Here is a 26373-nt window from a genome sequence, read left to right as displayed (position 1 = left end):
CGGCGTGCGGCTCCCCGCAGCCCACGCCCCGCGGCCTGACTTCTGGCCGCGGACTTAAAGGAGTCCGTCATGGAAAAAAATCTTGCCAATAGCCCGGTTTCCGTCGCCCGCCCTGGGTGGGATAAATCGCGGCTGGTGGCGCGCATTGTTCATCTGGGGTGCGGCGCGTTCCATCGCGCTCATCAGGCGTTGTTCACCCACCATTTGTTGGAAAGTTCCGACAGCGATTGGGGCATTTGTGAAGTGAACCTGATGCCGGGCAACGATGCCACGCTGATCGCCAACCTGAAGGCGCAAGCGCTGCTGTATACCGTGGCCGAATGCGGCGAAAAGAGCACGGAATTGAAAATCATCGGTTCCATGAAAGAAGCGCTGCATCCGGAATTCGATGGTTGCGCAGGGATCCTGCAGGCGATGGCGCGCCCGGAAACCGCCATCGTTTCCTTAACCGTGACCGAGAAAGGCTACTGCACCAACGCGGCGAATGGTCAGTTGGATCTGGCCAACCCGCTGATTCAACACGATCTGAGTCAACCTGCCACACCGAAATCCGCCATCGGCTACATTGTCGAAGCCCTGAATATTCGCCGCCTGAAAGGGGAAAAAGCGTTTACCGTGATGTCGTGCGACAACGTGCGCGAAAACGGGCACGTGGCGCGCGCCGCCGTGCTGGGGCTGGCGCAGGCGCGCGATCCGGCGTTGGCCGCCTGGATTGAGCAACAGGTAAGCTTCCCCTGCACCATGGTCGATCGCATCGTGCCGGCGGCCACGGAGCAAGCCTTGCAAACCATCGCCGGCCAGTTGGGCGTTTACGATCCCTGTGCTATCGCCTGTGAGCCGTTCCGCCAGTGGGTGATTGAAGACAACTTCGTCAATGGCCGGCCGGCCTGGGACAAGGTCGGCGCCCAGTTTGTCGAAGATGTGGTGCCGTTCGAAATGATGAAGCTGCGAATGCTCAACGGCAGCCACTCGTTCCTGGCCTATCTGGGTTACCTGGGGGGTTACGAAACCATCGCGGAAACTATGACAAACCCGGCGTATCGCAAGGCCGCGCTGGCCTTGATGCTTAATGAGCAGGCCCCGACGCTCGCCATGCCGGAAGGCACCGACCTGGTTAAATACGCCCATCTGTTGATTGAGCGTTTCAGCAACCCGGCGCTGCGGCACCGCACCTGGCAGATCGCGATGGACGGCAGCCAAAAACTGCCGCAGCGCATGCTGGATCCGTTGCGTATCCATTTGGCGAACGGCGGCGGCTATCGGCATTTGATCCTGGGCGTGGCCGCCTGGATGCGTTATGTCGGGGGCGTGGACGAGCAGGGCGCGGCCATTGATGTGGTCGATCCTCTGGCGGGTGAATATCAGCGCATTTATCAACAGCAGGCTGAACCGGCGGCGCGGGTAAAGGCGTTGCTGGCCATCGAAGGCATCTTCGGTACTGATTTATCGCAGAACCAAGAGGTTGTCTCTGCAATCACCGATGCCTATCAGCGGTTATTGCGCGACGGCGCGCGTGCCGCCGTTGAAGCCCTTTAAACGCGAGGAACAGGTTATGGCACGGTTTATGACAGAAGACTTCCTGCTGAAAAACGCCACCGGCCGCGCGTTGTATCACGACATCGCGGCAGGCATGCCGATTTATGACTATCACTGCCATCTAAGCCCGCAGGAGATTGCTGAAGATCGCCGCTTCGACAACCTGGCGCAAATCTGGCTGGCCGGCGATCACTACAAATGGCGGGCACTGCGCGCTGCCGGTGTGGCTGAAGCCCTGATTACCGGCAACGCAACCAGCGATTATGAAAAATACATCGCTTGGGCGAATACGGTGCCGATGACGCTGGGCAACCCGCTGTATCACTGGACGCACCTGGAGCTGCGGCGGCCGTTCGGCATTACCGATACCCTGTTCGGGCCGCAAACGGCCGATCGCATCTGGCATCAGTGCAACGAACGGCTGGCGGAGCCGGCGTTCTCTGCGCGCGGCATCATGCGGCAAATGAATGTGCGCATGGTGGGCACCACGGACGATCCGGTTGATTCGCTCGATTATCACCGCCAGATCGCCGCTGATAGCCAGTTTGATATTGAGGTTTTGCCCAGTTGGCGGCCGGACAAAGTGTTTAAAATCGAACTGGATGGCTTTGCCGACTATATCCACAGATTGGAGCAGGCGGCGGATATCGCCATCAGCCGGTTTGAGGATTTGCGCGCCGCGTTGCTCAAGCGCCTGGATCACTTCACGGCGCATGGCTGCCGGGCGGCCGATCATGGCATTGAACAATTGCGTTTCGCGCCGGTGCCGGACGATAGTCGCCTGGATGCGATTCTGGCCAAGCGCCTTGGCGGCGCGAGCTTGAATGAGGATGAAATCGCACAGTTTACCACCGCCGTATTGGTGTGGCTGGGGCGCCAGTACGCTGCCCGCGGCTGGGTAATGCAACTGCACATCGGGGCGATCCGCAACAACAACACGCGCATGTTCCGGCGGTTGGGGCCGGACAGCGGTTTTGATTCGATTGGCGACGGTACGATTGCCTGGCCGCTGGCGCGCCTGCTCGACAGCCTGGACGTTACGGATGAGCTGCCGAAAACCATTCTCTACTGCCTGAACCCCCGCGACAACGAAGTGCTGGCGACGATGGTGGGCAACTTCCAGGGCGAAGGCGTTGCCGGCAAGGTGCAGTTCGGCTCCGGCTGGTGGTTTAACGATCAGAAAGACGGCATGCTGCGCCAATTGGAACAGCTGTCGCAGATGGGGCTGTTGAGCCTGTTTGTCGGTATGCTGACGGATTCACGCAGCTTCCTTTCTTATACTCGGCATGAATATTTCCGCCGCATCCTTTGCAACCTGGTTGGGCAGTGGGTGGAAGAGGGGGAGATCCCCGACGATAGCGCGATGCTGGGCGAACTGATTCAGAATGTTTGCTTCAACAACGCGGCGCGTTATTTTGCCCCCGCCGGTTAACCGCCAGACGTGCACACGCCCACAGGGACAGTGGGCGTAATCTGGCCGTGCGCCTGTAATTGGCAGACCAATCGTGCCATAATTGCACCACTTTTTTCACTGCCGGCCCCAGCGCAAAGCAACGATGAAAATACAGCCTATGACCACGCAACCCGCAGCGGCGCTCCAGCGGCCTTATCAGGAGGTCGGGGGCATACTGCGTTCAATGATTTCGCAACAGCAGTATCGCATCGGCCAGCGCTTGCCGCCGGAGCGGGAGTTGGCGGAGACGTTGAACGTTTCACGTACCGTGGTGCGTGAGGCACTGATCATGCTGGAAATAGAAGGGCTGATTGAAGTCAAACGCGGGGCGGGCATTTTCCTGCTGAAGAACCCGCTTGAGCACGCGCCCGGCGCAGCGCTCGACGCGCAGAGCAATAATGCCGGCCCGTTTGAAATGCTCCAGGCGCGCCAACTGCTTGAAAGCAATATTGCGGAGTTTGCCGCGTTGCAGGCCACGCGGGAAGATATCATCAAAATGCGTCAGGCGCTCCAGGTTGAAGAGTATGAGCTGGCGCACAATGGCAAGGAAAGCGGCGATATGCAGTTCCACCTGGCGATTGCCGAGGCGACGCATAACAGCCTGATGGTGGAGCTTTTCAAGCATTCCTGGACATGGCGCGAAAATAATCCGATGTGGATGCAACTGCACAGCCGCCTGATCAACAACGATTACCGCAAGGAATGGTTGACCGATCACAAGCACATTCTCTCTGCCCTGGTGAAAAAAGATCCTGGTGCCGCCAAACTGGCCATGTGGCAGCACCTGGAAAACGTGAAAAATCGCCTGCTGGAGTTTTCTGACGTCGACGACATCAACTTCGATGGTTACCTGTTCGAGTCCTGGCCGCTTAGCAACGCGGGTGCTGACTGACGCCGGGCCGGTGTGAATGTACTTGCATTGGCGCTGAAATCAGGGAAGGCTTAAAGGCATTTGACGCGCAGAGACTCTGGTTATGGACATCATTTTCTACGATCGCACCACCGATCCCGATATCTGGTTTGCCGGCTTAACCCGGCGTTTGCCGCAGGCTAACGTGCGCCAATGGCTGCCCGGCGATCGGCGCCCGGCCGACTATGCGCTGGTGTGGCGGCCGCCGTTCGACATGCTGGCGGGCCAGCCGCAGTTGAAAGGCATTTTTTCGTTAGGCGCCGGGGTTGACGCCATTTTGCAGCAAGAGCGGGAAAACCCTGGCCTGCTGCCGGAGGGTGTGCCGCTGTTTCGGCTTGAGGATACCGGCATGGCGCAGCAGATGCAGGAGTATGTGTTGAGCTATGCGCTGCGCTATTTCCGGCGCTTCGATGAATACCAACTGCAGCAACAGCTGGGGTGCTGGCAACCGCTGGCGCCCCATACCTACGCTGATTTTACCGTGGGGATACTGGGGGCGGGCGTGTTGGGTAAACGCGTTGCGCAGGCATTGGCGGCATTGGGTTTTAACGTGCGCTGTTGGAGCCGCAGCCCCAAGCAGATTGCGGGAGTGGCAAGCTATGCGGGCGAAGAACAGCGAGCGGCCTTCCTGCACGGCGTGAAGTTGCTGATCAATCTGTTGCCCAACACGCCGCACACGGCCGGCATCCTGAATAATGCGCTATTTTCCCAACTGGCCCCGGGCGCCTACCTGATTAACATCGCCCGCGGTGGCCATCTGGTGGAAGACGATTTACTGTCTGCGTTGGCATCCGGGCAGATCACGGCGGCGGTGCTGGATGTTTTTGTCACCGAGCCATTGCCGGCGCAGCATCCGTTTTGGCGTCATCCGCGTGTCACGCTAACCCCGCATATTGCCGCCATGACATTGCCGGAGCCGGCAATGGATCAGATTGTGGCCGCCATTCGGGCGCTTGAAGCCGGGGAGGCGCCGGCAGGCAGGGTTGACCGTCTGCGTGGCTACTGATGAGTTCATTTTTTGCATCGCGCCCGGTCACCGTTTTTGACGCTAAAGCCCGGTAGCCCCGGTCCGCGATGCACCGCGGGTAATTAAACAGGAGAGCCCATGTACCCCGTTGATTTACATATGCATACCGTCGCCAGCACCCATGCCTACAGTACGTTGCATGACTATATTGCCGAAGCCAAACGCAAAGGGATCGCGCTGTTTGCCATCACCGATCACGGCCCGGATATGGCGGATGCGCCGCATTATTGGCACTTTATGAATATGCGGGTATGGCCGCGCCTGGTGGATGGCGTGGGCATCCTGCGCGGCATTGAAGCCAACATCAAAAACCTGGAAGGGGATATCGACTGCACCGGCCCGATGCTCAATGAGCTGGATCTGATCATTGCCGGCTTTCATGAGCCGGTATTGGCGCCGCAGGATAAGGCGGCCAATACCCAGGCGATGATCGCCACCATGGCCCAGGGCAACGTGCATATCATAAGCCACCCCGGCAACCCCCGTTATCCGATCGACATTGCCGAAGTGGCAGCCGCCGCCGCCAAATACAATGTGGCGCTGGAGCTGAACAACTCGTCTTTCACCCATTCGCGCAAGGGCAGCGGGCCCAATTGCCGGGCGATCGCCGCTGCCGTGCGCGATGCCGGCGGCTGGCTGTCATTGGGCTCTGATTCGCACATTGCCTTTTCATTGGGCAACTTCGCGGAGTGCGAGCGCGTTATCGATGAGGTAGGATTCCCGCAGGCGCGTATTTTGAACGTCAGCCCTCGCCGCCTGTTAAATTTTCTTGAGCAGCGCGGCAAACCGGCAATTGCGGAACTGGCGGATTTGTGACATCGTCACGCAAATTTTTTACGTTATTGAATAGGCCGCTATTATGAATGAATTTTCCATCGTCTGCCGCGTATTGGGGACGCTGTTTTACCGCCAGCCGCAGGATCCTTTGCTGGTTCCGCTGTTCACCCTGATTAAAGAGGGCAAGCTGCAGCAGAACTGGCCATTGGAACAAGACGCCCTGCTGGCGCGTTTGCAGCAAGACTGTGAGCCGCCACTGCTGGCTGCGGATTTCAACGCCCTGTTCGTGGGCAGTGAATGCAGCGTGCCGCCATTCCGCTCCGCCTATGTCGAAGGGGCAGACGAAGCGCCGGTCAGGGCTTTTTTACAGCAGCGCGGCATGCCGCTGGCGCCATCGCCGGTGGACCATTTTGGCCTGCTGCTGTTGGCCGCCTCTTGGCTGGAGGACCAATCTCAGGAAGACGAAACGCTGGCGCAGATAACCTTGTTTGATGAATACCTGTTGCCGTGGTGCGGCCGTTTTCTCGGCAAGGTGGAATCGCACGCCAACAGCGGTTTTTACCGTACGCTGGCCGAAATCACGCGCGCCGCGTTGCAGGCGATGCGTGATGAACTGGCGGAGTATCAGCAGGGCGAAGAGTAAGCATGTGAACATCGGGCGCAACAGCGCGCCCGTTTGGCGTTGCCCCGCTGGTGGTCGCGGGGCAAACGGTGAGTTAGTCGGTAAAAGGGATCACCAATTCACCCGGTTTCACTTCCAGCCCCTTCGCCAGTTTTCTTGCCAGCGCTTCGGTTTTGCTGTTTTCCGGGTTTAGCACATAGGCCGGTTTCTGATTGAAATAGCTCTTCAATGACTGGTTCAGATACGGCGTTAATGCTTTCATTACGGTATCCATTTTTTCTGGCTGCACTTTATAGTCGGTCAGCTCCATGTCTTTCAGGTACACCGCGCCTTGCTCACGATCGTAAACCGGCTGTGCCTTCAGCGACAGTTGCAGATCGGCTTCCTGCGGGCCGAGGATCGACGTAATGTTCACTTTGGCATTGCCAGACAGCGTAACCTTGCCCGGCTCGCTGCGGCCGATCTGGCTTTGCAACTGGGTTAGCACGATGTTGGCATCCACCAGCCCCGGCACCCCAATCTGTTTTTGGTAATCGTTATGCTTTTGCAGGTAGTCGTTTACTTCCTGCTCGCTGAGCGTGTACTGGGTCAGTTGGTTGCAACCGGCGATGGCGCCGGTGAACACCAGGGCTGCCACGCCCATCCAAATCTTTTTCATTTAAGCCTCATCAAGCTGTCGGTGCACAAAACCGCTTAGTATACCCTGCGGCACCCGCGGGCGAAACGGCAGGCCGTCGGGGGAACGATCGTGCGTGAGATGGCGGCGGGAGCCTATCGGAAAACGCTGAAACCAGGCGCTGGGGGAAGGCGATGGCAACGCGCAATGCCGGCGGCACCCGCCGTTGCCCATCGTGGTGATTATTGTTCCATATCCAACAGCAGTGGAATGTCGCTGCGTTCAGCCATGCGGTTACGGTAGGCTTCCACATTGGCCGGCAGGGTGACGCCGGCGACGATCGACAACGAACGCAAGGTGGGGAACAGGTGAATATCATCGTCGGACAGCTCGCCGTTTACCGCCTCGGCGGAAACGATCAGCGGGGAAAGCCGCTGTAAATCTGCTTCAAGCTGGTCGATCAAATCAGCACTGTTGGCCAAATGCGCCTCGAAGTCGCCAATGGCGGCCTGTTTCTTATGGGTGAAGTATTGGCGCGCGCTGTCGGTGGCGAACTCTTCGAAATCGGCATGGGCAAAGCGCGGCAAGAGTAATTTATTGATGTAGCCGGTTTGATTCAGCCAATCGGCGATAGCCGGGTTGCCTGGCCCGGTCAGCACCGGTTTGCCGTCAAGCCGATCGACGTAGTGCACGATGTCCATGCTTTCCGGCATGTAAGTGCCATCGTCCTTTTGCAGGATGGGCGCCATTTTTTTGCCGATCATGGTAATTGGCGTGGTTTCATCGTCGTTCAGCAGGGTAATCAGGCGGACTGGCAAATTTTTTAAGCCAAAAATCATGCGCGCTTTCACGCAAAATGGGCAATGGTCATAAATAAACAGTTTCATATTTGCTCCCTTTCCTGTAACTGAGGTAACAGCAATGGTTACTATGGCATTGCGCAGTGGTTGAGCAATGTTGCTGCCAGATAATCTACTAATGATAGCGGTTTTGTGTGGTAATTACATATTTTATAGTGGGTTATTTGGCTCCGGGCGGGGCCGGGCTTAATGGCCGCGCAGCACCGCCGGCGCGGCCGAGCGCACTGTGAACTGCCGGTAAAGCGCCGCCAGCGTGGCGAAACCAACGATCCCCAGCATCAGCCAGGGCATTTCCGGCATGGCCAGGGCGCGGCCGGTATCATACATCCAGCCGCCGCCGGCATAGCCCAGCGCCCCGCCAAGCGCCAGCCCCAGGCGGCTAAAACCCATGTAGCTGCCGCGTGAACGCGGGTCTGCCAGCGAAGCACTCAGGGTTTCACGCGCCGGTTCGGCGATAATGGAACCCAGATAGAAGCAACAAATCAGGGTAAACAGCCCCTGTAAATGGGTCACCAGCCCGATAGGCAACAGGCTTAGCGTCATCAACAGCAGGCCTGCCATCAGCCGCTGTTCCAGCCGGAAGTGCTTTTCGCTCCAGCGCGCCAGCGGGTAGAGCAAAGTCAGCGACAGCGTGGCTTCGATGGCGTACATCCATTTCACCGCTGCCGCGGAGCCACTGACTTCATTAACCACAATTGGCAGCATCAGCATCACCTGCACGGCCAGCATGTAATAGCCGGTTAGCGTCAGCACATAGGTCAGGAAGCGGCGATCGCGCACTACGCGCATGACGCCGTCTTTCATCGGGGCGCGCACGGTAGATATGCGATACGCCGGCAGCAGCCAGGCGTTGCAACCGGCGGCGAGCACGAAAAGCCCTGCGCCGGCCCAACAGACGAAGTGGAAGTCATACTGCAGTAGCCAACTGCCGAGTAAAGCGCCAACCACGGCGCCTGCGCTGTCTTGCATCATCAGCAGGGAATAAAAACGGCTGCGTTCGCGTGGGCGCACCAGCTTGATAACCAGTGCGGTGCGCGGCGGATCAAACAGCGTACCGCCAAGGGCGGAAAGCAGGCAGGATGCCCACAGCAGCCAGGGTTTATCCGCCATCGCCATGGTGGCAAAGCCCGCGGCACGCAGCAGCATCCCACTTACAATCATCGGTTTTGCGCCGAAGCGATCGGCGATTGCGCCGCCAAACACCCCTAATCCCTGCTGCACCAGTTGGCGCAGCCCCAACGCAATACCGACCACCAGGGCCGCCCAGCCGAGCTGATCGACAAAACGAATTGAAATAAGCGGAAAGACGACAAAAAAGCCTAAAACCACTAACAGGTTATCGAGTAATAAAAAGCCTTTACCCAAGCGCCGCGCTTGCGAGACCAAAGACATGCTTCACCACGAGCAATAATAAAAGAAGGAAAGGGGGAGATTAATCCTGCTATTTTGCGCCCAATATCCTTGTTCGGCTAGGGGAGTTGGGTGAATATTTTTTAGCTTAATCGGCGGCTAGCACGCTGAAAATGTACAAAAATCAAGAAAAATGCCTGAATGGCGATTTCCTGAGCGCCGGGGGTTTTACCTGCGGGGGCGGCTGTGGGTATATTACCTAAAGATATCCTTTATTTTCATCTTGCGCGCACCGGCAAGGTGAAGCGCCGATGGGCACGCCCTTTCTTTAAATGAATCGCTCAGACCACGAGGGAAATGATGTTTGGCTACCGCTCTGCATCACCAAAAGTACGCCTTGCCACCGACAGGCTGGTTGTCCGTTTAGTCCATGAACGGGATGCCTACCGCCTGGCCGATTATTACGCGGAAAATCGCGCCTTCCTCAAGCCCTGGGAGCCGGTGCGTGATGAAAGCCACTGCTATCCTTCCGGCTGGCAAGCGCGCCTGGGTATGATTACGGATATGCAAAAGCAGGGCAGTGCCTACTACTTTATCTTGTTGGATCCCGATGAACAGGAAGTGCGCGGCGTGGCTAACTTCAGCAATGTATTGCGCGGCTCGTTTTACGCCTGCTTTCTTGGCTATTCGCTGGGGGAAAAGTGGCAAGGGCAAGGCCTGATGCATGAAGCCTTGCAGGCCGCCATACGTTACATGCTGCGCCAACAGCGTATGCACCGCATTATGGCCAACTACATGCCGCATAACCGGCGCAGCGGTGCGTTGCTCACCCGCCTGGGTTTCGAGCGCGAGGGCTATGCCAGGGATTACCTGCTGATTGACGGTAAATGGCAGGATCACGTTTTGACCGCCTACACCAATAAAGAGTGGCTACCGCCACGCTGAGAGCTGATATGAAATATGAACTGAGCGCCCCGGAAGCCCGGGTTATCGGCTGCCTGTTGGAAAAGCAGGTCACCACACCGGATCAGTACCCGCTGTCGTTGAATGCCATTACGCTGGCCTGCAACCAGAAAACCAACCGCGATCCGGTGATGGAGATGGCTGAAACGGACGTGCAGCAGGTGATCGATCTGTTGCTAAAGCGCCACTTCCTGCGCACGCTAAGCGGTTTCGGCAACCGGGTGGTGAAATATGAACAGCGCTTTTGCAATTCCGAATTTGGCCAGCTCAAGCTTTCGCCGGCTGAAGTGGCGGTGATCGCAACGCTGCTGTTGCGCGGGCCGCAGACGCCGGGCGAGTTGCGCACCCGCACCAACCGGATGTATGAATTCAGCGACGTCGGTGAAGTTGAGCAAGTATTGTCCACCCTGGCCGAGCGAGAAGACGGGCCGTTCGTGGCGCGGTTGGCGCGCGAGCCTGGCAAGCGGGAAAGCCGTTTTATGCACCTGTTCAGCGGCGCGGCGAGCGATGTGCCGCCGCCAGCGGAAGACGGCGGCGATAGCACATTAAGCGCGCGGGTTGCCCAACTGGAAGACGAGGTTGCGGCGTTGAAGCAGCAACTGGCGCAACTGTTGGCGCGGAGGGAGGCATGAGCAAGCTACGCATTGGTGTGGTTGGGCTGGGCGGTATTGCGCAAAAGGCCTATCTGCCGGTGCTTAGCCAGGCGGCGGACTGGCAACTGGTCGGCGGGTTTTCCCCTAACCAGCATAAGGCGCAGGCGGTGTGCGACAGCTATCGCATGGCGTGCTTCCCGCGCCTGGATACGCTGGCGCGGCAGTGCGATGCCGTATTTGTGCACAGCAGTACCGCCAGCCATTATCCCGTCGTGCAGGAACTGCTGAATCTTGGCGTGCATGTGTATGTCGATAAACCGCTGGCGGAAACCCTCGAATAGGGCGAACGGTTGCTGGCGCTGGCCGCCGCGCGTGGCAAAGCGCTGATGGTCGGCTTTAACCGCCGTTTTGCGCCGCTGTATCAGCAGCTAAAGCAGCAGATGCAGGCACCGGCCGCTATCCGCATGGATAAACACCAGGCCGACGGCGTTGGCCCGGGAAAGCTGCGTTTTACCCTGCTGGATGATTACCTGCATGTGATCGATACCGCGCTGTGGCTGGCGGGGGATGAAGGTAAACGGCTAAGCGGGGCGTTGCGCACCAACGAGGCCGGTGAAATGCTGTATGCCGAACACCATTTTCAGTGCGGCGAAGTGTGGGTGACCACCAGTATGCACCGCTGCGCAGGCAGCCAACGTGAAAGCGTGCAGGCGGTGACCGAGGGCGCGTTGTATCAAATCAATGATATGCGCCAGTGGCTGCGCGAGGATAAGCAGGGTATTACCGAGCAACCGGCGCCAGGTTGGCAAAGCACGCTGGCGCAGCGCGGTTTCACCGGCGCCATCCAGCATTTTATTGCGGCGGTCGGCAACCAGACGGCGCCGGACACCAGCGGTGAGCAGGCGTTGATGGCCCAGCGGGTGGTCGAAACGCTGTTGCGCGAAGCCGGTGTGTAAGGCAACCCTATGTAACATATGGCGGTAGCTATTCTTTTGCAGATGCGTAAACTGACTCGGCATCCTTCACTGGCGCCTGCAGCTTGCAGGCGTTGATATTTCAGTACTCACCAGAAAAACCACATGAATCTATTAAAATCACTGGCCGCCGTAAGCTCCATGACGATGTTCTCACGGGTGCTGGGCTTTGCCCGCGATGCAATCGTGGCGCGCGTGTTTGGCGCGGGTATGGCAACCGATGCCTTTTTTGTGGCGTTTAAACTCCCCAATCTGCTGCGGCGTATTTTTGCCGAAGGGGCATTCTCTCAGGCGTTCGTGCCGATCCTGGCTGAATATAAAAGCCAGCAGGGCGAAGAGGCGACCCGCACCTTCATTGCCTATGTCTCCGGCCTGCTCACGCTGGTGCTGGCGTTGGTCACCGTGCTGGGCATGGTGGCGGCGCCCTGGGTTATCTACGTCACCGCGCCGGGCTTTACCGATACGCCCGATAAGTTCGCGCTGACTTCGGCGCTGCTGCGCGTGACTTTCCCTTATATTCTGTTGATCTCGCTGGCCTCGCTGGTGGGGGCGATCCTCAATACCTGGAACCGTTTTTCTATTCCGGCGTTTGCGCCAACTCTGCTGAACGTCAGCATGATTGGTTTTGCGCTGTTTGCCGCGCCGTATTTCCACCCGCCGGTGATGGCGCTGGCCTGGGCGGTGGTGGTCGGTGGCCTGTTACAGCTGTTCTACCAACTGCCGCATTTGAAGAAAATCGGTATGCTGGTGCTGCCGCGCGTCAAATGGCGCGATGCCGGCGTGTGGCGGGTTATGCGCCAGATGGGGCCGGCGATCCTGGGCGTGTCGGTCAGCCAGATCTCCCTGATTATCAATACCATCTTTGCCTCGTTCCTGGTCTCTGGCTCGGTCTCCTGGATGTACTATGCCGATCGCCTGATGGAGTTCCCCTCCGGCGTGCTGGGCGTGGCGTTGGGCACCATCCTGCTGCCTTCGCTGGCGAAAAGCTTTTCCAGCGGCAACCAGGATGAGTATTCGCGCCTGATGGACTGGGGGCTGCGCCTGTGCTTCCTGCTGGCGTTGCCGAGCGCCATCGCGCTGGGTATTCTGGCGAAACCGCTGACGGTGTCGCTGTTCCAGTACGGCAAATTCACCGCGTTTGATGCCGCGATGACCCAGCGCGCGCTGGTAGCCTATTCGGTGGGCTTGATAGGGCTGATCGTGGTGAAAGTGTTGGCGCCTGGTTTTTATTCGCGCCAGGACATCAGAACGCCGGTCAGGATTGCCATCGTCACGTTAATCATGACCCAGGTGATGAACCTGGCGTTCATCGGCCCGCTGAAACATGCGGGCTTGTCGTTGTCCATCGGCCTGGCCGCCTGCTTGAACGCCTCACTGCTGTATTGGCAACTGCGCAAGCAGAAAATCTTTCAGCCACAACCGGGCTGGGGCAAGTTCTTTGGCAAACTGGTGATCGCGGTGTTGGTGATGTCTGCGGTGCTGGTGGCCTTGATGTGGGTGATGCCGGCCTGGGATCAGGGTTCGATGCTGGCGCGCCTGTTGCGCCTGGCGGCAGTGGTGGTTGCCGGTATCGTCGCGTATTTCGGCGTGCTCGGGCTGCTGGGGTTCCGCCCGCGCGATTTCGCGCGCCGCGTTGCGCAGTGAGCGCCGGGGCGGAGGGATTCCCCCGCCGCGGTTAGCATAGCGGCTTAAAAAAAGCCCCCTTATCGGTAACGGTAAGGGGGCTTTTTAACATCTGGTGGCCGCAGGGCCGGCGGTTACATGCGCTCGACGGTTTCGATACCCAAGGTATCCAGGCCGGTTTTCAGCGTTTTCGCCGTCAGCAGCGCCAGCTTCAGCCGGCTTTGGCGCACGGCGTCGCTTTCTGCATTAAGGATTTGGCAGTCCTCATAGAAACCGGAGAACAGGCCGGCCAGATCGTACAGGTAGGCGCACATCACGTGCGGGGTGCCTTCACGCGCTACGGTGGTGATGGTTTCTTCAAACTGCAGCAGGCGGGTCGCCAGGGCGATTTCACGATTTTCGCTCAACTGCATCGGCAGGGTGAGGTCGCTTTCTTCCAGGCCGGCGCGTTTGAACACCGAAGACACGCGGGTATAGGCATACTGCATGTAAGGGGCGGTATTGCCCTCAAAGGCCAGCATGTTGTCCCAGTCGAAGATGTAGTCGGTGGTGCGGCTTTTTGACAGATCGGCATATTTCACTGCGCCGATGCCAACCGCATTGATCAACTGCTGCAGTTCTTCCGCTGGCAAATCCGGGTTCTTCTCGGCGATAAGCTTACCGGCGCGCTCAACGGCTTCATCCAGCAGATCGGCCAGCTTGACGGTGCCGCCGGAACGGGTTTTAAACGGCTTACCGTCTTTGCCTAACATCATGCCGAACATATGGTGCTCAAGCGAGACGGAATCGGGCACGTAGCCGGCTTTGCGCACGATGGTCCAGGCCTGCATCAGGTGCTGGTGCTGGCGTGAGTCGATATAGTACAGCACGCGATTGGCGCCCAGCGTTTCGTAGCGGTATTTGGCGCAGGCGATATCGGTGGTGGTGTACAGGTAGCCGCCATCCTTTTTCTGGATGATGACCCCCATCGGTTCGCCTTCTTTGTTTTTGTATTCATCCAGGAATACCACGGTGGCGCCTTCGCTTTCCACCGCCAGCCCTTTGGCTTTCAGATCGGCGACGATGCCCGGCAGCATCGCGTTGTACAGGCTTTCGCCCATCACGTCATCTTCAGTAAGCGTGACGTTCAGGCGGTTATAGGTTTTCTGGTTTTGCGCCATGGTGACGTCCACCAGCTTGCGCCACATCTTCAGGCAGTAGTCATCGCCACCCTGCAGTTTTACCACATAGGCACGTGCACGCTCCGCGAAGGCCGCGTCTTCATCGTAGTGTTTTTTGGCTTCGCGATAGAACTGTTCCAGATCCGCCAGTTCCATATCGCTGGCGCTCTCGTTTTGCATTTTTTCCAGATAGGCGATCAGCATGCCGAACTGGGTGCCCCAGTCGCCGACGTGGTTGGCGCGGATCACTTTATGGCCGAGAAATTCCTGCGTGCGGGCGGCAGCATCGCCAATGATGGTGGAGCGCAGGTGGCCGACGTGCATTTCTTTTGCCACGTTCGGCGCCGAGTAGTCGATCACGATGGTCTGCGGTTCAACCGGCGTAATGCCAAGCTTCGGTGCGGCCAGGATACGTTCGGCCTGTTGAGCTACCCATGTGCTATTCAAAAAGATATTGATGAAGCCAGGGCCGGCAATTTCAACTTTGCTGGCGATATCGCCAAGATCCAACAGTTGCACGACCTTTTCGGCCAATTGGCGCGGCGGCATGCCAAGTTTTTTGGCCACGGCCATCACGCCGTTTGCCTGATAATCACCAAACTGGGCCTTAGCGGACTGGCGCACCTGCGCTTCGCAATCGGCTGGCGCGCCTGCGGCAATCAGCGCCTGGCTGATTTTATCTGAAAGAAGAACCTGAATATTCACCGGGTTACCTTAAATGACAAACGAGGGACGCTGGCGCGCCCCTCCGGATTCAATGCGGGTTAACTGGCCGTGTTGAGAAACGGCGGCCAACCACAAAACAGCGCATAATTGTAACTGATCTGCGGCGCCGCGTCAGTAGTTGCCGCGCAGGAAGCGGTGAAGGAAGAGGGAAATGCCAAGGCCTTGGCGGTGATAGATAGGAACGATAACCTGTTAAAAATCCGACAGCCGGTTGGTTAACTAAAAATAATAAATACGCGTTAGTGTTTTTTATTATGACGGCCAGAACTGAGCGTGTTATTGCGGCGCGTTTTGAAATGCCGGTAAATCGCATAGCTTGCGACCACGATCAGAACTAAGCATATCGTTAAGAGCAACATGTTTATCTATCCCGTATTTTTAACATTTCGTCAAAGTAGCCTAATAGTAATTTTGAATCAATTAGCCGGAACGCATTTAAGATAAGTCTCATCAGGGGTAAATAATAAATACAATAAAAACAGGTATATAGTTTGTTTTTTGGTCGTTTTTTATCGTAAAGTTAATATTATGCTATTAAATGACGATTAGTGCCGGTTAACTGTTATTTTTTACGTGACATATCGCCGGTATAGGTCCTCCTGCGTTGATAGCAATCCCTGATATCCTAACGTATTCCTGGTGAGATAAATCTTAAAATTGGAATGAAAATGGCGTGGCGCCGGCGGTTTCAATAAAGTGCCGTTTTTGTTGTGTCTTTATTTTTTGTGGGATTAAAGAACGCAAAGCCGTAAATCCTGGCACAGCAACATGCGCTGCGCGTGGATACGCGCAGCGTAAACAGGTAAATTAGGCGCCCATGGTCTTTTGTTTACTATCGGGAGAGTTATGGCCCCTTTATCAGCCGTTGCAGAGCTGAATGATTTAGCGCTGGATTTACCGCGTTTTACCCTGGCGCTGGCGCAATTTGCCGACAAGCTCGATCTGGATTTGTCTTTGTTTACCGCCGATCACATCGCCGTGCGTTGCCACCAGAATGCCACCGCAGAACGCTGGCATCAGGGGCTGCTGCAGTGCGCCACGCTGTTATCGCAAGCCATGATTAACGGGCGGCCGATTTGCCTGTTTGATTTGGCGACGCCGTTGCAGATTGGGCCGTGGCAGATCGATTGCGTTGAGCTGCCGTATCCCGGTGAGAAGCGCTATCCCCATGAAGGCTGGGAACATGTCGAACTGGTGATCGGCGGCGAGCCGGCCGCGTTATACGCCAATGCGCTGCAACACTTGCCGGATGCGGCGTTACTGGCGCCCGGCATCAAGCTGAAATACAGTGCGCCAAAAGGGGAAGGGGAACGCCTGGCCAACCCGACGCTGGCGATTAGCGACGGCAGCGTGACCCTGAAATTCCATCCGTACTCTATTCGCGAGGTGGTCGCCAGCGAACGCGGTTAAGGCGCCAGCGCAGCAATTGCCTGCTCCATGCGATCGAGCGCGCTATCAAGCAGTTCACGCCGGCAACCGAAGTTGAGCCGTACAAAATGGCGGTTGCCGAATTCCAGCCCGGGGCTGAGCCCCACGCCGGCTTGTTCAAAGAACGCGTGTGGGTTTTCTACCGGCAGCCCGCTGCAATCGCACCAGGCCAGATAGGTGGCCTCTATCGGCTGCAACTGCAAGCCGGGCATCGCGTTGATCCGTTGGCTAACGCGATCGCGGTTAGCCCGCAGATAGTCCAGCAGTTCATCCAGCCAGGCTTGGCCATCACGGTAGGCGGCATGGGCGGCGGTCAGCGCCAATATGTCCACCGGTGGCACAAGGCCGCTGCGTTGGCGGTTGAAGCGCTGGCGCAATGCCGGATTGGGGACAATCGCCATCGCTGCGCCTAAGCCGGCGATGTTAAAGGTTTTCGACGGCGCCATTAATGTGATGCTGCGCTGTTCGGCGTCGGCGTTGAGGCTGGCGAAAGGAATATGGCGCAGGCCCGGCTCCAGCAGCAGATCACAGTGGATTTCATCGGAACAGACAACCAGATTGTGCCGTTGGGCAAAGGCGTGTTGCGCCAAGAGTTCATCGCGGCGGTAAACGGTGCCGCCGGGGTTTTGCGGATTGCACAGCATCAACAGCCGTTCTTTGCCGGTGAGCTGGGCTTCGGCGGCCGTGAGATCCATCACCCAGCGCCGCTGGCGCAGCGTCAACGGAATAGCAATCTGCGAGCGGCCGGAAAATTTCGCCGCTTTGCGAAAGGGCGGGTAGATGGGGTTGGGCGCCAGTGTGCCTTCCCCCGGCGCGCTGAACGCCTGCACACTCAGGTTCAGGCCGCTGATAAGTCCCGGCAGAAACACCAGCCATTCCGGTTTGATGTGCCAACCGTATCGCTCTACCATGCGCTGGACAAACACCGCGCTCAGATCGGGCGAAGGGTGGCCGTAGCCAAATACACCGTGTGCGACGCGCTGTTGCAGCGCCGCAATCACGGCCGGCGGCGAGCGAAAATCGGTGTCGGCCACCCACAGCGGAATAATATCGCGGCCATGATATTTATCCCATTTAACGCTGTCACTGTGACTGCGGTCTATCTGTTGATCAAAATTGAATGCCATAGTGTTTCTCCTAAGCCCAGGATGAGTGGGTGAGATCTTGAGCCTACGCGAGAATTCTTGCGGATAACAACTGCGTTGTATTTTGGCCGTCATTGAGGAGGTAATGATGATAAAACTGGAAGTTTGCTGCTATAGCGTCGCGTGTGCGCTGACGGCTGAACAGGCGGGGGCCGATCGCATTGAACTGTGCGCCAGCCAGAGCGAAGGGGGGCTAACGCCGAGCTATGGCGCATTGCGCCTGGCCAAAGCGCAGGTTAAGGTGCCGGTGCACCCGATTGTGCGCCCGCGCGGCGGCGATTTTTGCTACGGCGAGGAAGATTTTGAGGTGATGAAATACGATATCGCCCAGATCCGCGATATGGGCTTCCCCGGCGTGGTGTTCGGCATTCTGGATCAGGACGGGCACATCGATTTGCCGCGCATGCGCGAAATAATGGCGCTGTGCGGCCCGATGGCCGTGACCTTTCATCGCGCGTTTGATATGTGCCAAAACCCGATGGTGGCGCTTGAGCAACTCACGCAGCTTGGCGTGGCGCGCATTCTGACCTCTGGGCAACAGCAAAACGCCGAGCTTGGCCTGCCGCTGCTGCGCGATCTGGTTTACGCCAGCCAGCGGCCGGTGATTATGGCCGGTGCCGGGGTGCGGTTGAGCAACCTGCAAAAGTTTGTTGATATCGGCATTCAGGAGTTGCATAGCTCATCAGGGCACAGCATCCCTTCGTTTATGCGTTATCGCAAAGCGGGGGTCACCATGTGTGCAGATAACGATTTTGATGAGTTCAGCCACTATTGCGTGGATGGGGATATGGTGGCGGCGATGAAAGACGCGCTGTTGCAAGCCAACCCGCTGGCAAAAAGCCTGTAGCGAATAGGGCGACGCAACGGCAGGCGTTTCACCTGCCGTTGCATATTAGGCCTAGGGTTTTCTTGCCACTAGCACCGCGCGCAGCGGCGCCGGGTAGCCTTCCACGGTTTTGCGGCGATCGTCGGGATCGAGAAAATCCGCCAGCGATTCGCTGGTCATCCAACCGGTGCGGCGCTGTTCTTCCGTGCTGGTGACGCACACATCCGCCACTTTTACATCAACAAACCCGCATTTCTCCAGCCAGGATTTCAGGGCTTCGGTCGACGGAATAAAGTACACGTTGCGCATCTGCGCATAGCGGTCACCCGGTACCAACACCTGATGGCGATCGCCTTCCACCACCAGCGTTTCCAGCACCAGCTCACCGTCATGCACCAACTGGTTTTTCAACTGGTAGAGATGATCCAGTGGTGAACGGCGGTGGTAGAGCACGCCCATGGAGAACACGGTGTCAAACGCCGCCAGTTCCGGCAGTTGTTCAATGCCCAGCGGCAACAGGTGCGCGCGCTGATCGCCGCCCAACAGTTTGCGCACCGCCTCGAACTGGCACAAAAATAGCTGCATGGGATCAATGCCCACCACCAAATGGGCGCCTGCGCCGACCATGCGCCACATGTGGTAGCCGCTGCCGCAGCCGACGTCCAGGATCGTGCGGCCGACCAGTGGGGAAATGTGCGGCAGCACGCGATCCCACTTCCAGTCCGAATGCCATTCGGTGTCGATATCAATGCCGTACAGAGAAAACGGCCCTTTGCGCCAAGGCATCAGGTTACGCAGCATGTTCTCAATGCCTTCCCGCTGGCCGGCCGACAGCGGCTGCTCCAGCGCGGCGCACACGCCGTTTTGCAGATCCAACTGCGTGGGCGTGAGGGCCGGCAGATGCTCAACGGCGTTAAACCACTGTTTGAATTTGCCGTGCAGCGATTCGCGCTGCCAACTGCTTATCTGCGCCGGCAGGGTATCCAGCCAGTGGCTGAGCGGGCTTTTCGCGATGTGCTGATAAAAATCGCCAAATTCAATCATACCGCATCCTCCGCTTTCAGGGCGATCAGGGAACCGAAGTTGAAGCACTGGAACCAGACTTCCGCATGCTGGAAGCCCGCCTGCTGCAAACGCGCTTTATGCACCTGCACGGAATCGGTCAGCATCACGTTTTCCAGCATGCTGCGCTTCTGGCTGATTTCCAGCTCGCTGTAGCCGTTAGCACGCTTGAAATCGTGATGCATGTTGAACAGCAGTTCGCCGACGTTGGCGTCTTCAAAACTGAATTTTTCCGACAGCACCAGCGCGCCGCCTGGGCGCAGGCCGCGGTAAATCTGCTGCAGGATACGCAGGCGTTCGGCCGGTTCGAGGAATTGCAGGGTAAAATTGAGCACCACCATGGAGGCGTTTTGAATGTCGATGTCCAGAATATCGGCTTCAACCACCTCAACCGGCGTGTCGGCGCGGAAGGCATCAATATGGCGACGGCAGCGTTCAACCATCGCCGGCGAGTTATCAACGGCAATGATGTTGCACCCCGTTACCCGGATATTCCGGCGCATTGACAGCGTTGCGGCGCCGAGTGAACACCCCAGATCATAGACCTGGCTATCGGGCTGTACGAAACGTTCGGCCAACATACCAATCATGGAAATGATGTTGGAGTAGCCGGGAACGGAGCGCTGAATCATGTCGGGAAAGACTTCAGCGACGCGCTCGTCAAAGGTCCAGTCGCCCAGTTTGGCGATTGGCGCAGAAAAAAGGGTATCGCGGTTTGGCATAGCGGCAAATCAGATAAGAATTCGAGGGGGCATATTCTAGCAGATAACCGCAGTAAGCATGTATACCCTTCATACTTCAAGTTGCAGGTGTGTTGGCTTTATTACTCGGCCCATCCCTGGGACTCGCCCCGATGGGGCCGCTGCCAGCAGCGTTCAAATCTGCTCCCGGCAGATTTGTCGCTCACCCCAGTCACTTACTGGAGTAAGCTCCTGGCGATTTGCTGCGTTGCCGCCTGCCTGCAACTCGAATTATTTTGGGTATATACCCCGTCAATTTTATGCCGGGCCGGGAAAATTAGCCGGCGGGCGAGGGCCGGTTAATACAGGGTGAAAATCAGTTCCCAGGGCAGATAGAACAGGTTGGCTAACACCATCAGCACCAGTGAAAGATAGGTGGCGGCCATGCCCGAGCGGCGCCAGCGAATTTCCCGGTTTTGCAGGCCGTAGTAGTGGAGCAACCGCCCGGCAATCAACAGTATGCCGCAAATGTGAACCATCCAGACCTGCGCGCCGTTCATTTCCATCAGCACCAGCAGCACGGCGGCAATCGGGATATATTCCACCGCGTTGCCGTGCACCCGGATAGCCGTTTGCAGTTCGTAAAAGCCACCGTCGCCATAGGCCACGCGGTACTGCATTCTGAGTTTCACTACGTTATAAGAGAGTTTTATCAACAACAATGCGCCGAGCACCACATAAAGCGCGCTTACCATTTCTAACTCCATTCCCTAACCAAAACTGGCACTGAGCATGATAGCCGTCATTCTGGAAACTGTCGCGCGGAAAAACAGAAATTTATCCCGCTGGGCAACGGGTTAAAACAGCGAGTCCTGTTCCGGCCAGTCCGGCGCGGGCGGCAAGGTTGGGATCGCCTGGCGCAAGCGTTGCCAGATCTTCTGCGCCTGCTGGGGGGAGTCACCGTTGTCCGGCGTGTGGATAAACAGATAGGGCTGATACTGCTGTTGCCACTGGGGCAGCTTCTGTTGCCAGGATTCAAACCAACGCAGGTTGTCTTCCAGCCGATCGCCGCCGATAAAACGCACCAGCGGGTTCCTGGCGGTAACCAGCGCATGCACCGGCACCTTGGGTTTTTTCTGTTGCGCATCACGTACCGCCGGGCTGGTGGGGGCGGCGTGATGCACCGGGCGGCTGTCCATCACCACGCGGTTGATGCCGCGCTGATGTAAGCCCTGATTAAGCTGCCGTTCGGCTTCCCCTTTGGCATAGAATTCCGGGTGGCGCACTTCAACGCCGTAAGTGAATTCGTTGGGCAGCGCGTCGAAAAAGGCCCACAGGGCGGGCAATTCGGCCGGGCCGAATGCGGCGGGCAGTTGCAGCCACAGTTGGCCGATGCGCTGATGCACCGGGGCCAGGCAGTGGTAAAATGCCTGAATTTCCGCCGCGCAGTTGCGCAGCGCCGCTTTATGGCTGATGTCGGCCGGGAACTTAAAACAAAACCGGAAGTTATCATCGGTCATGTCGTGCCAGCGCTGCACAATTTCCTGCCGGGGCAAAGCATAAAAGGTGGTATTGCCTTCCACGCAGTTGAAATAGCGGCTGTAGTCCGCCAGATCGCGCAGCCCAATGCGGTTCCAGGCCGGGTGTTGCCATTGAGGTAAGCCGATATACATCAACGCCGTTCTTTTCCTTATACTCGTCATACTTCAAGTTGCAGGTGTGTTTCCTTTCCTCTCTCACCCCAGTCACTTGACTTCGGTAAGCTCCTGGGGATTGATGAGAGACATCCTTGTCTCTCACCGGAGGCTGGCCAGAGGCCAGGCAAATTCGTTCCTGACGAATTTGTCGCAGCAAAGCCGCCTTCCTGCAACCCGAATTATTTAGAGTATATCTGCTATGTGATGCCGGGCAAGGCAAGGACTCGTTCATCACGCTAACCCGGCCGTTACAGCGCGGCAAGGATTTCGCTGGTGCTGCGTACCCGTGCCAGGCGCGGGAAGATATGGTCAAACGCAAACTGGTGCATTTCGGCGTTTTGCGCGCTGCACATGTCTTCGGCAATCACCAACTCGTAGCCATGCTCCCAGGCGGCACGGGCGGTGGATTCTACACCGATATTGGTGGATATGCCTCCCAGCACCAGGGTTTTGATACCGCGGCGGCGCAGTTGCAGATCAAGCTCGGTGCCATAGAACGCCCCCCACTGGCGTTTGGTGATCAAAATGTCGCTGTCGCTGACCGCCAGGGTTTCCGGCTGTTCCCACCAGGCTGCGGGCAGCCCGCCGGCCGGCTCCGGCACCGGGCGATCGACAGCCTGTTTGAGCGCATCGGCAAATGTGGCAGACCAGCCTACCCGTACCAGGAACACCGGCGCGCCAAGCGCGCGAAAACGCCCGGCCAGATGGGCGGCGTGGGTGACGACCTGTTCCGCGCTGTGTGGGCCGCCGGCATAGGGCAAAATGCCTTTTTGCAAATCGATCAACACCAGTGCGGTGGTTTGGGCATGAAGTGTCAGCATTAGGATAATTCCATTGATAAAGATCGCATGATAACGGTGTGCCGGGCCGCCTGCACAACCTGTAACCCCGGCCGGCCCGGCGAGGGGGTTTACGATTATGTGCAAATTCTGCCGCAAGTTAATGCTAAATTTGTTAATCAATGTATGGTTTCGGCTATCACCCGCGATTTAGTGTATCAACAATGCCGTGTTCGCACTTATCGACCGGGGGAATTTCCTTTATAATGCCTGCCTTTTTTCAACACTCTTTAATCAAACGACCTATGCCGATTTACGAATATGCATGTGGTGCTTGCAATCATCGGTTAGAGAAATTGCAGAAATTTTCCGACGCGCCGCTGACAGTCTGTCCGGCGTGCGGGCAGCCCGCGTTGGCGAAATTGATCTCCGCCGCCGGTTTCCAACTCAAGGGCACCGGCTGGTATGCGACAGATTTTAAACCGGGTAGTAAAGGTTCATCAGATAATAGCCGGGCCAAGGGTAAACCATCTGGCCCGGAGTCGGCTTAAGCCAAAAGGATAGCGTATGCGTACTGAATATTGCGGGCAGTTGAATCTGTCCCACGTGGGCCAGGAAGTCACTTTGTGTGGTTGGGTCAACCGCCGCCGCGATCTGGGCGGCCTGGTCTTTATTGATATGCGTGACCGTGAAGGCATCGTGCAGGTATTCTTCGATCCCGATCAGAAAACCGCTTTCGACAAAGCGTTCGAATTGCGCAACGAATTCTGCATCCAGATCGTCGGTACCGTGCGGGCGCGTCCGGGTAGCCAAATCAATAAAGATATGGCCACCGGTGAAGTGGAAGTGTTCGCCCATCAGCTTGAAATTATCAACCGTTCCGAGCCGCTGCCGCTGGACTCTAACCAGAACAATACGGAAGAAGCGCGTCTGAAGTACCGCTATCTGGATCTGCGCCGCCCGGAAATGGCCGATCGCCTGAAAACCCGTGCCAAAATCACCAGCTTTGTGCGCCGCTTTATGGACAGCCACGGTTTCCTGGATATCGAAACCCCGATGCTGACTAAGGCAACGCCGGAAGGCGCGCGTGATTACCTGGTGCCAAGCCGTGTGCACAAAGGCAAGTTCTATGCGCTGCCGCAGTCGCCGCAGCTGTTCAAACAACTGTTGATGATGTCCGGTTTTGATCGCTACTACCAGATTGTGAAATGTTTCCGTGATGAAGACCTGCGTGCCGATCGTCAGCCGGAATTCACCCAGATCGATGTTGAAACCTCGTTCATGACTGCCGAACAGGTGCGTGAAGTGATGGAGCAACTGGTGCGTGAACTGTGGCTGGAAGTGAAGGGCGTGGATCTCGGGGCCTTCCCGATCATGACCTTTGCCGAGGCGATGCGCCGTTACGGCTCCGACAAGCCAGACCTGCGCAACCCGTTGGAATTGGTGGACGTGGCCGATCTGGTTAAAGATGTCGAATTCAAAGTGTTTGCTGGCCCGGCCAACGATGCCAAAGGCCGGGTTGCGGTGATCCGCGTGCCGGGCGGCGCGCAGTTGACGCGTAAGCAGATCGACGAATACGGTGCGTTTGTCGGCATTTACGGCGCGAAAGGCTTGGCCTGGCTGAAAGTGAACGATCGCGCTGCCGGCATGGATGGCGTACAAAGCCCGATCGCCAAGTTCCTGAGTGCGGAAGTGCTGGAAGCGATTCTGGCGCGCAGCGGCGCGCAAAGCGGCGACATCCTGTTCTTCGGCGCCGACAGCGCCAAGATCGTGACCGACGCCATGGGCGCGTTGCGCCTCAAGCTGGGCCGCGATCTGGCACTGACCCAGCTCGACAGCTGGCAGCCACTGTGGGTGATTGACTTCCCAATGTTTGAAGACGATGGCGAAGGCGGCCTGGCGGCCATGCACCACCCGTTTACTGCGCCGCGCGACACCACACCGGAAGAACTGGCCAAGGATCCGACTGCGGTCACGGCCAACGCCTACGACATGGTGCTCAATGGCTACGAAGTGGGCGGCGGTTCGGTGCGTATCCACCGCAGCGAAATGCAGCAAACGGTGTTCAGCATTCTGGGTATTGATGAACAACAACAGCGTGAGAAATTCGGCTTCCTGCTGGATGCGCTGAAATACGGTACGCCGCCGCATGCTGGCCTGGCCTTTGGCCTGGATCGCCTGGTGATGCTGCTGACCGGCACGGAAAACATCCGTGACGTGATCGCGTTCCCGAAAACCACCGCTGCCGCCTGCCTGTTGACCGATGCGCCAAGCTTCGCCAACCCGGCATCGTTGCAGGAATTGTCCATTAGCGTAGTGAAAAAAGCCTCAGAGCAAGAGAGCGAGTGATGAATTACAAGCGGCCCGAGTCGATTCTGGTGGTGATTTATGCGCAGTCCAGCGGCCGGGTGCTGATGTTACAACGGCGTGATGACACCGAGTTCTGGCAGTCGGTTACCGGCAGCCTGGAGGCGGGCGAGTCAGCGTTGCATGCCGCACGGCGTGAGGTCAGGGAAGAAGTCGGCATCGATATCGAAGCAGAGAATCTGCCGTTGTTTGATTGCCAGCGCTGTGTGGAGTTTGAACTCTTTGTCCATTTGCGACATCGCTATGCGCCGGGGACCACGCGCAATAAAGAACATTGGTTCTGTCTGGCGTTGCCCGAAGAGCGGGTGCCGGTGATCACCGAGCACAACGCTTATCAATGGCTTGCGGCGGCGGATGCCGTCAAACTGACCAAGTCATGGAGCAACCAGCAGGCGATTGAAGAGTTTGTGATTAATTCAGTGCAGTAGTCCTTTTGGAGATATTTTTATGGCAGGTCATAGTAAGTGGGCCAACACAAAACACCGCAAAGCAGCACAGGATGCCAAACGCGGTAAGATTTTCACCAAGATTATTCGTGAGCTGGTGACGGCCGCCAAACTTGGCGGCGGCGATCCGGACGCTAACCCGCGCCTGCGCGCAGCCATGGACAAAGCGCTGGCCAACAACATGACGCGCGATACCATGAACCGTGCAATCGCGCGTGGCGTTGGCGGCGATGATGATTCCAACATGGAAACCATCATTTATGAAGGCTACGGCCCTGGCGGCACCGCGGTAATGATCGAATGCCTGAGCGATAACCGCAACCGCACCGTGGCGGAAGTGCGCCACGCGTTCAGCAAAGCTGGCGGCAACCTGGGGACCGACGGTTCCGTGGCCTACCTGTTCAGCAAGAAGGGCGTGATCACTTATGAACCGGGCCTGGATGAAGACGCGGTGATGGAAGCGGCGCTGGAAGCCGGTGCCGAAGACATCATTACCTATGACGACGGCGCTATCGACGTTTACACCGCCTGGGAAAACCTGGGTGAAGTGAAAGACGCACTGACCGCGGCCGGTTTCGTCGCTGAAGCGGCGGAAGTGTCGATGATCCCATCGACCAAAGCCGATATGGATGCCGAAACCGCGCCGAAACTGCTGCGCCTGATCGATATGCTCGAAGACTGCGACGACGTGCAAGAGGTTTACCACAACGGTGAAATCTCTGACGAGGTGGCGGCAACGCTGTAATGCGATTT

General features: G+C 57.5%; 25 protein-coding genes and 1 pseudogene. 16 read left to right on the top strand and 10 right to left on the bottom strand.

What is annotated here, in order from left to right:
• Positions 1-69: 69 nt before the first annotated feature.
• From ABFX35_RS00240 to ABFX35_RS00215, 6 genes are all read left to right on the top strand, one after another.
• Complete coding sequence (locus ABFX35_RS00240; RefSeq protein ID WP_346078488.1) at positions 70-1536, top strand: fructuronate reductase; 1467 nt, start codon at positions 70-72, stop codon at positions 1534-1536.
• 16 nt (positions 1537-1552) lie between these two features.
• Positions 1553-2968: a glucuronate isomerase gene (gene uxaC, locus ABFX35_RS00235; RefSeq protein WP_346078486.1), complete on the top strand. Its 1416-nt coding sequence runs from the start codon at positions 1553-1555 to the stop codon at positions 2966-2968.
• A 139-nt stretch (positions 2969-3107) separates the two neighbouring features.
• Positions 3108-3881, top strand: coding sequence for a GntR family transcriptional regulator (locus ABFX35_RS00230; RefSeq protein WP_346078484.1), 774 nt, complete (start codon positions 3108-3110; stop codon positions 3879-3881).
• Between the two features lie 82 nt (positions 3882-3963).
• Positions 3964-4905, top strand: coding sequence for a glyoxylate/hydroxypyruvate reductase GhrA (gene ghrA / locus ABFX35_RS00225; protein WP_346078482.1), 942 nt, complete (start codon positions 3964-3966; stop codon positions 4903-4905).
• Positions 4906-5004: 99 nt separating this feature from the next.
• Complete coding sequence (locus ABFX35_RS00220) at positions 5005-5742, top strand: phosphatase (RefSeq protein ID WP_095844558.1); 738 nt, start codon at positions 5005-5007, stop codon at positions 5740-5742.
• Positions 5743-5785: 43 nt separating this feature from the next.
• Complete coding sequence (locus ABFX35_RS00215; RefSeq protein ID WP_346078479.1) at positions 5786-6346, top strand: TorD/DmsD family molecular chaperone; 561 nt, start codon at positions 5786-5788, stop codon at positions 6344-6346.
• A gap of 73 nt (positions 6347-6419) precedes the next feature.
• Here the strand turns inward: ABFX35_RS00215 and ABFX35_RS00210 are convergent, their stop codons facing one another.
• From ABFX35_RS00210 to mdtH, 3 genes are all read right to left on the bottom strand, one after another.
• A complete protein-coding gene (locus tag ABFX35_RS00210; RefSeq protein ID WP_346078477.1) occupies positions 6420-6983 on the bottom strand; it encodes a lipoprotein in 564 nt (187 codons plus the stop codon).
• Positions 6984-7183: 200 nt separating this feature from the next.
• Entirely contained in the window at positions 7184-7828 is a 645-nt protein-coding gene (gene grxB / locus ABFX35_RS00205; protein ID WP_279027749.1) for a glutaredoxin 2, read from the bottom strand.
• Positions 7829-7987: 159 nt separating this feature from the next.
• Complete coding sequence (gene mdtH / locus ABFX35_RS00200; RefSeq protein WP_279027747.1) at positions 7988-9193, bottom strand: multidrug efflux MFS transporter MdtH; 1206 nt, start codon at positions 9191-9193, stop codon at positions 7988-7990.
• 318 nt (positions 9194-9511) lie between these two features.
• Here mdtH and rimJ point away from each other — a divergent pair, with 318 nt between their 5' ends.
• The 4 genes and pseudogenes from rimJ (at position 9512) to murJ (ending at position 13325) form a co-directional block, all read left to right on the top strand.
• Positions 9512-10096 (top strand): ribosomal protein S5-alanine N-acetyltransferase, encoded by a 585-nt coding sequence (gene rimJ / locus ABFX35_RS00195; RefSeq protein ID WP_279027772.1) that lies wholly within the window; start codon positions 9512-9514, stop codon positions 10094-10096.
• An 8-nt stretch (positions 10097-10104) separates the two neighbouring features.
• A complete protein-coding gene (locus tag ABFX35_RS00190) occupies positions 10105-10746 on the top strand; it encodes a YceH family protein (protein ID WP_279027745.1) in 642 nt (213 codons plus the stop codon).
• Positions 10743-11663: pseudogene (locus tag ABFX35_RS00185) on the top strand (Gfo/Idh/MocA family protein). Before ABFX35_RS00190 ends, ABFX35_RS00185 begins: the two are co-directional and overlap by 4 nt.
• 123 nt (positions 11664-11786) lie before the next feature.
• Positions 11787-13325: a murein biosynthesis integral membrane protein MurJ gene (gene murJ, locus ABFX35_RS00180; protein ID WP_346078475.1), complete on the top strand. Its 1539-nt coding sequence runs from the start codon at positions 11787-11789 to the stop codon at positions 13323-13325.
• 113 nt (positions 13326-13438) lie between these two features.
• Here murJ and argS read toward each other — a convergent pair whose 3' ends face one another.
• Positions 13439-15169: an arginine--tRNA ligase gene (gene argS / locus ABFX35_RS00175; RefSeq protein ID WP_346078473.1), complete on the bottom strand. Its 1731-nt coding sequence runs from the start codon at positions 15167-15169 to the stop codon at positions 13439-13441.
• An 867-nt stretch (positions 15170-16036) separates the two neighbouring features.
• Here argS and ABFX35_RS00170 point away from each other — a divergent pair.
• Positions 16037-16600, top strand: a complete 564-nt coding sequence (locus ABFX35_RS00170; protein WP_346078471.1) for a VOC family protein — start codon at positions 16037-16039, stop codon at positions 16598-16600.
• On the opposite strand, the gene ABFX35_RS00165 is transcribed toward ABFX35_RS00170, so the two are convergent.
• A complete protein-coding gene (locus ABFX35_RS00165; protein ID WP_346078469.1) occupies positions 16597-17745 on the bottom strand; it encodes a MalY/PatB family protein in 1149 nt (382 codons plus the stop codon). The two genes, ABFX35_RS00170 and ABFX35_RS00165, sit on opposite strands and share 4 nt — an antisense overlap.
• 106 nt (positions 17746-17851) lie before the next feature.
• Between ABFX35_RS00165 and cutC the strand changes: the two genes are divergently transcribed.
• Positions 17852-18610, top strand: a complete 759-nt coding sequence (cutC, locus tag ABFX35_RS00160) for a copper homeostasis protein CutC (RefSeq protein ID WP_121525830.1) — start codon at positions 17852-17854, stop codon at positions 18608-18610.
• Positions 18611-18661: 51 nt separating this feature from the next.
• On the opposite strand, the gene cmoB is transcribed toward cutC, so the two are convergent.
• The 5 genes from cmoB to ABFX35_RS00135 form a co-directional block, all read right to left on the bottom strand.
• Entirely contained in the window at positions 18662-19633 is a 972-nt protein-coding gene (gene cmoB / locus ABFX35_RS00155; protein WP_346078467.1) for a tRNA 5-methoxyuridine(34)/uridine 5-oxyacetic acid(34) synthase CmoB, read from the bottom strand.
• Positions 19630-20373 (bottom strand): carboxy-S-adenosyl-L-methionine synthase CmoA, encoded by a 744-nt coding sequence (cmoA, locus tag ABFX35_RS00150; protein ID WP_346078465.1) that lies wholly within the window; start codon positions 20371-20373, stop codon positions 19630-19632. Before cmoA ends, cmoB begins: the two co-directional genes overlap by 4 nt.
• A 317-nt stretch (positions 20374-20690) precedes the next feature.
• Positions 20691-21086: an MAPEG family protein gene (locus ABFX35_RS00145; protein ID WP_121554594.1), complete on the bottom strand. Its 396-nt coding sequence runs from the start codon at positions 21084-21086 to the stop codon at positions 20691-20693.
• 102 nt (positions 21087-21188) lie between these two features.
• Positions 21189-22004, bottom strand: coding sequence for a DUF72 domain-containing protein (locus ABFX35_RS00140; RefSeq protein ID WP_346078513.1), 816 nt, complete (start codon positions 22002-22004; stop codon positions 21189-21191).
• Positions 22005-22276: 272 nt separating this feature from the next.
• Entirely contained in the window at positions 22277-22849 is a 573-nt protein-coding gene (locus tag ABFX35_RS00135; protein WP_346078463.1) for a hydrolase, read from the bottom strand.
• A 140-nt stretch (positions 22850-22989) separates the two neighbouring features.
• Here ABFX35_RS00135 and ABFX35_RS00130 point away from each other — a divergent pair, with 140 nt between their 5' ends.
• Genes ABFX35_RS00130 through ABFX35_RS00115 form a run of 4 tightly spaced genes read left to right on the top strand, consistent with a single transcriptional unit; the run spans position 22990 to position 26365 of the window.
• On the top strand, positions 22990-23358 hold the full coding sequence (locus ABFX35_RS00130; protein WP_341464483.1) for an FmdB family zinc ribbon protein: 369 nt from the start codon (positions 22990-22992) through the stop codon (positions 23356-23358).
• 16 nt (positions 23359-23374) lie between these two features.
• Positions 23375-25156: an aspartate--tRNA ligase gene (aspS, locus tag ABFX35_RS00125; RefSeq protein ID WP_279027482.1), complete on the top strand. Its 1782-nt coding sequence runs from the start codon at positions 23375-23377 to the stop codon at positions 25154-25156.
• Positions 25156-25602: a dihydroneopterin triphosphate diphosphatase gene (nudB, locus tag ABFX35_RS00120; RefSeq protein ID WP_095844539.1), complete on the top strand. Its 447-nt coding sequence runs from the start codon at positions 25156-25158 to the stop codon at positions 25600-25602. The genes aspS and nudB overlap by 1 nt, the downstream gene beginning before the upstream one ends.
• 19 nt (positions 25603-25621) lie before the next feature.
• The gene (locus tag ABFX35_RS00115; RefSeq protein ID WP_279027479.1) at positions 25622-26365 is read left to right on the top strand and encodes a YebC/PmpR family DNA-binding transcriptional regulator; all 744 of its coding nucleotides are present in this window, start codon (positions 25622-25624) and stop codon (positions 26363-26365) included.
• Positions 26366-26373 lie beyond the last annotated feature (8 nt).

Origin of the sequence: Gibbsiella dentisursi (assembly GCF_039539505.1) — a bacterium.
GTDB classification, from domain to species: domain Bacteria; phylum Pseudomonadota; class Gammaproteobacteria; order Enterobacterales; family Enterobacteriaceae; genus Gibbsiella; species Gibbsiella quercinecans.
Note: the sequence above shows the minus strand (reverse complement) of the source record. Positions and strands in the feature narration are given on the sequence as shown.

What these genes read in the sequence shown, in the direction of transcription:
- mdtH (WP_279027747.1), bottom strand. Translation starts at nt 9,193, where the DNA reads ATGTCTTTGGTCTCGCAAGCGCGGCGCTTGGGTAAAGGCTTTTTATTA.
- ABFX35_RS00220 (WP_095844558.1), top strand. Translation starts at nt 5,005, where the DNA reads ATGTACCCCGTTGATTTACATATGCATACCGTCGCCAGCACCCATGCC.
- ABFX35_RS00215 (WP_346078479.1), top strand. Translation starts at nt 5,786, where the DNA reads ATGAATGAATTTTCCATCGTCTGCCGCGTATTGGGGACGCTGTTTTAC.
- grxB (WP_279027749.1), bottom strand. Translation starts at nt 7,828, where the DNA reads ATGAAACTGTTTATTTATGACCATTGCCCATTTTGCGTGAAAGCGCGC.
- aspS (WP_279027482.1), top strand. Translation starts at nt 23,375, where the DNA reads ATGCGTACTGAATATTGCGGGCAGTTGAATCTGTCCCACGTGGGCCAG.
- ABFX35_RS00210 (WP_346078477.1), bottom strand. Translation starts at nt 6,983, where the DNA reads ATGAAAAAGATTTGGATGGGCGTGGCAGCCCTGGTGTTCACCGGCGCC.
- nudB (WP_095844539.1), top strand. Translation starts at nt 25,156, where the DNA reads ATGAATTACAAGCGGCCCGAGTCGATTCTGGTGGTGATTTATGCGCAG.
- cutC (WP_121525830.1), top strand. Translation starts at nt 17,852, where the DNA reads ATGATAAAACTGGAAGTTTGCTGCTATAGCGTCGCGTGTGCGCTGACG.
- murJ (WP_346078475.1), top strand. Translation starts at nt 11,787, where the DNA reads ATGAATCTATTAAAATCACTGGCCGCCGTAAGCTCCATGACGATGTTC.
- ABFX35_RS00140 (WP_346078513.1), bottom strand. Translation starts at nt 22,004, where the DNA reads ATGTATATCGGCTTACCTCAATGGCAACACCCGGCCTGGAACCGCATT.
- ghrA (WP_346078482.1), top strand. Translation starts at nt 3,964, where the DNA reads ATGGACATCATTTTCTACGATCGCACCACCGATCCCGATATCTGGTTT.
- cmoB (WP_346078467.1), bottom strand. Translation starts at nt 19,633, where the DNA reads ATGATTGAATTTGGCGATTTTTATCAGCACATCGCGAAAAGCCCGCTC.
- ABFX35_RS00145 (WP_121554594.1), bottom strand. Translation starts at nt 21,086, where the DNA reads ATGGTAAGCGCGCTTTATGTGGTGCTCGGCGCATTGTTGTTGATAAAA.
- cmoA (WP_346078465.1), bottom strand. Translation starts at nt 20,373, where the DNA reads ATGCCAAACCGCGATACCCTTTTTTCTGCGCCAATCGCCAAACTGGGC.
- uxaC (WP_346078486.1), top strand. Translation starts at nt 1,553, where the DNA reads ATGGCACGGTTTATGACAGAAGACTTCCTGCTGAAAAACGCCACCGGC.
- ABFX35_RS00190 (WP_279027745.1), top strand. Translation starts at nt 10,105, where the DNA reads ATGAAATATGAACTGAGCGCCCCGGAAGCCCGGGTTATCGGCTGCCTG.
- ABFX35_RS00170 (WP_346078471.1), top strand. Translation starts at nt 16,037, where the DNA reads ATGGCCCCTTTATCAGCCGTTGCAGAGCTGAATGATTTAGCGCTGGAT.
- ABFX35_RS00230 (WP_346078484.1), top strand. Translation starts at nt 3,108, where the DNA reads ATGACCACGCAACCCGCAGCGGCGCTCCAGCGGCCTTATCAGGAGGTC.
- ABFX35_RS00135 (WP_346078463.1), bottom strand. Translation starts at nt 22,849, where the DNA reads ATGCTGACACTTCATGCCCAAACCACCGCACTGGTGTTGATCGATTTG.
- ABFX35_RS00130 (WP_341464483.1), top strand. Translation starts at nt 22,990, where the DNA reads ATGTATGGTTTCGGCTATCACCCGCGATTTAGTGTATCAACAATGCCG.
- rimJ (WP_279027772.1), top strand. Translation starts at nt 9,512, where the DNA reads ATGTTTGGCTACCGCTCTGCATCACCAAAAGTACGCCTTGCCACCGAC.
- ABFX35_RS00115 (WP_279027479.1), top strand. Translation starts at nt 25,622, where the DNA reads ATGGCAGGTCATAGTAAGTGGGCCAACACAAAACACCGCAAAGCAGCA.
- ABFX35_RS00240 (WP_346078488.1), top strand. Translation starts at nt 70, where the DNA reads ATGGAAAAAAATCTTGCCAATAGCCCGGTTTCCGTCGCCCGCCCTGGG.
- ABFX35_RS00165 (WP_346078469.1), bottom strand. Translation starts at nt 17,745, where the DNA reads ATGGCATTCAATTTTGATCAACAGATAGACCGCAGTCACAGTGACAGC.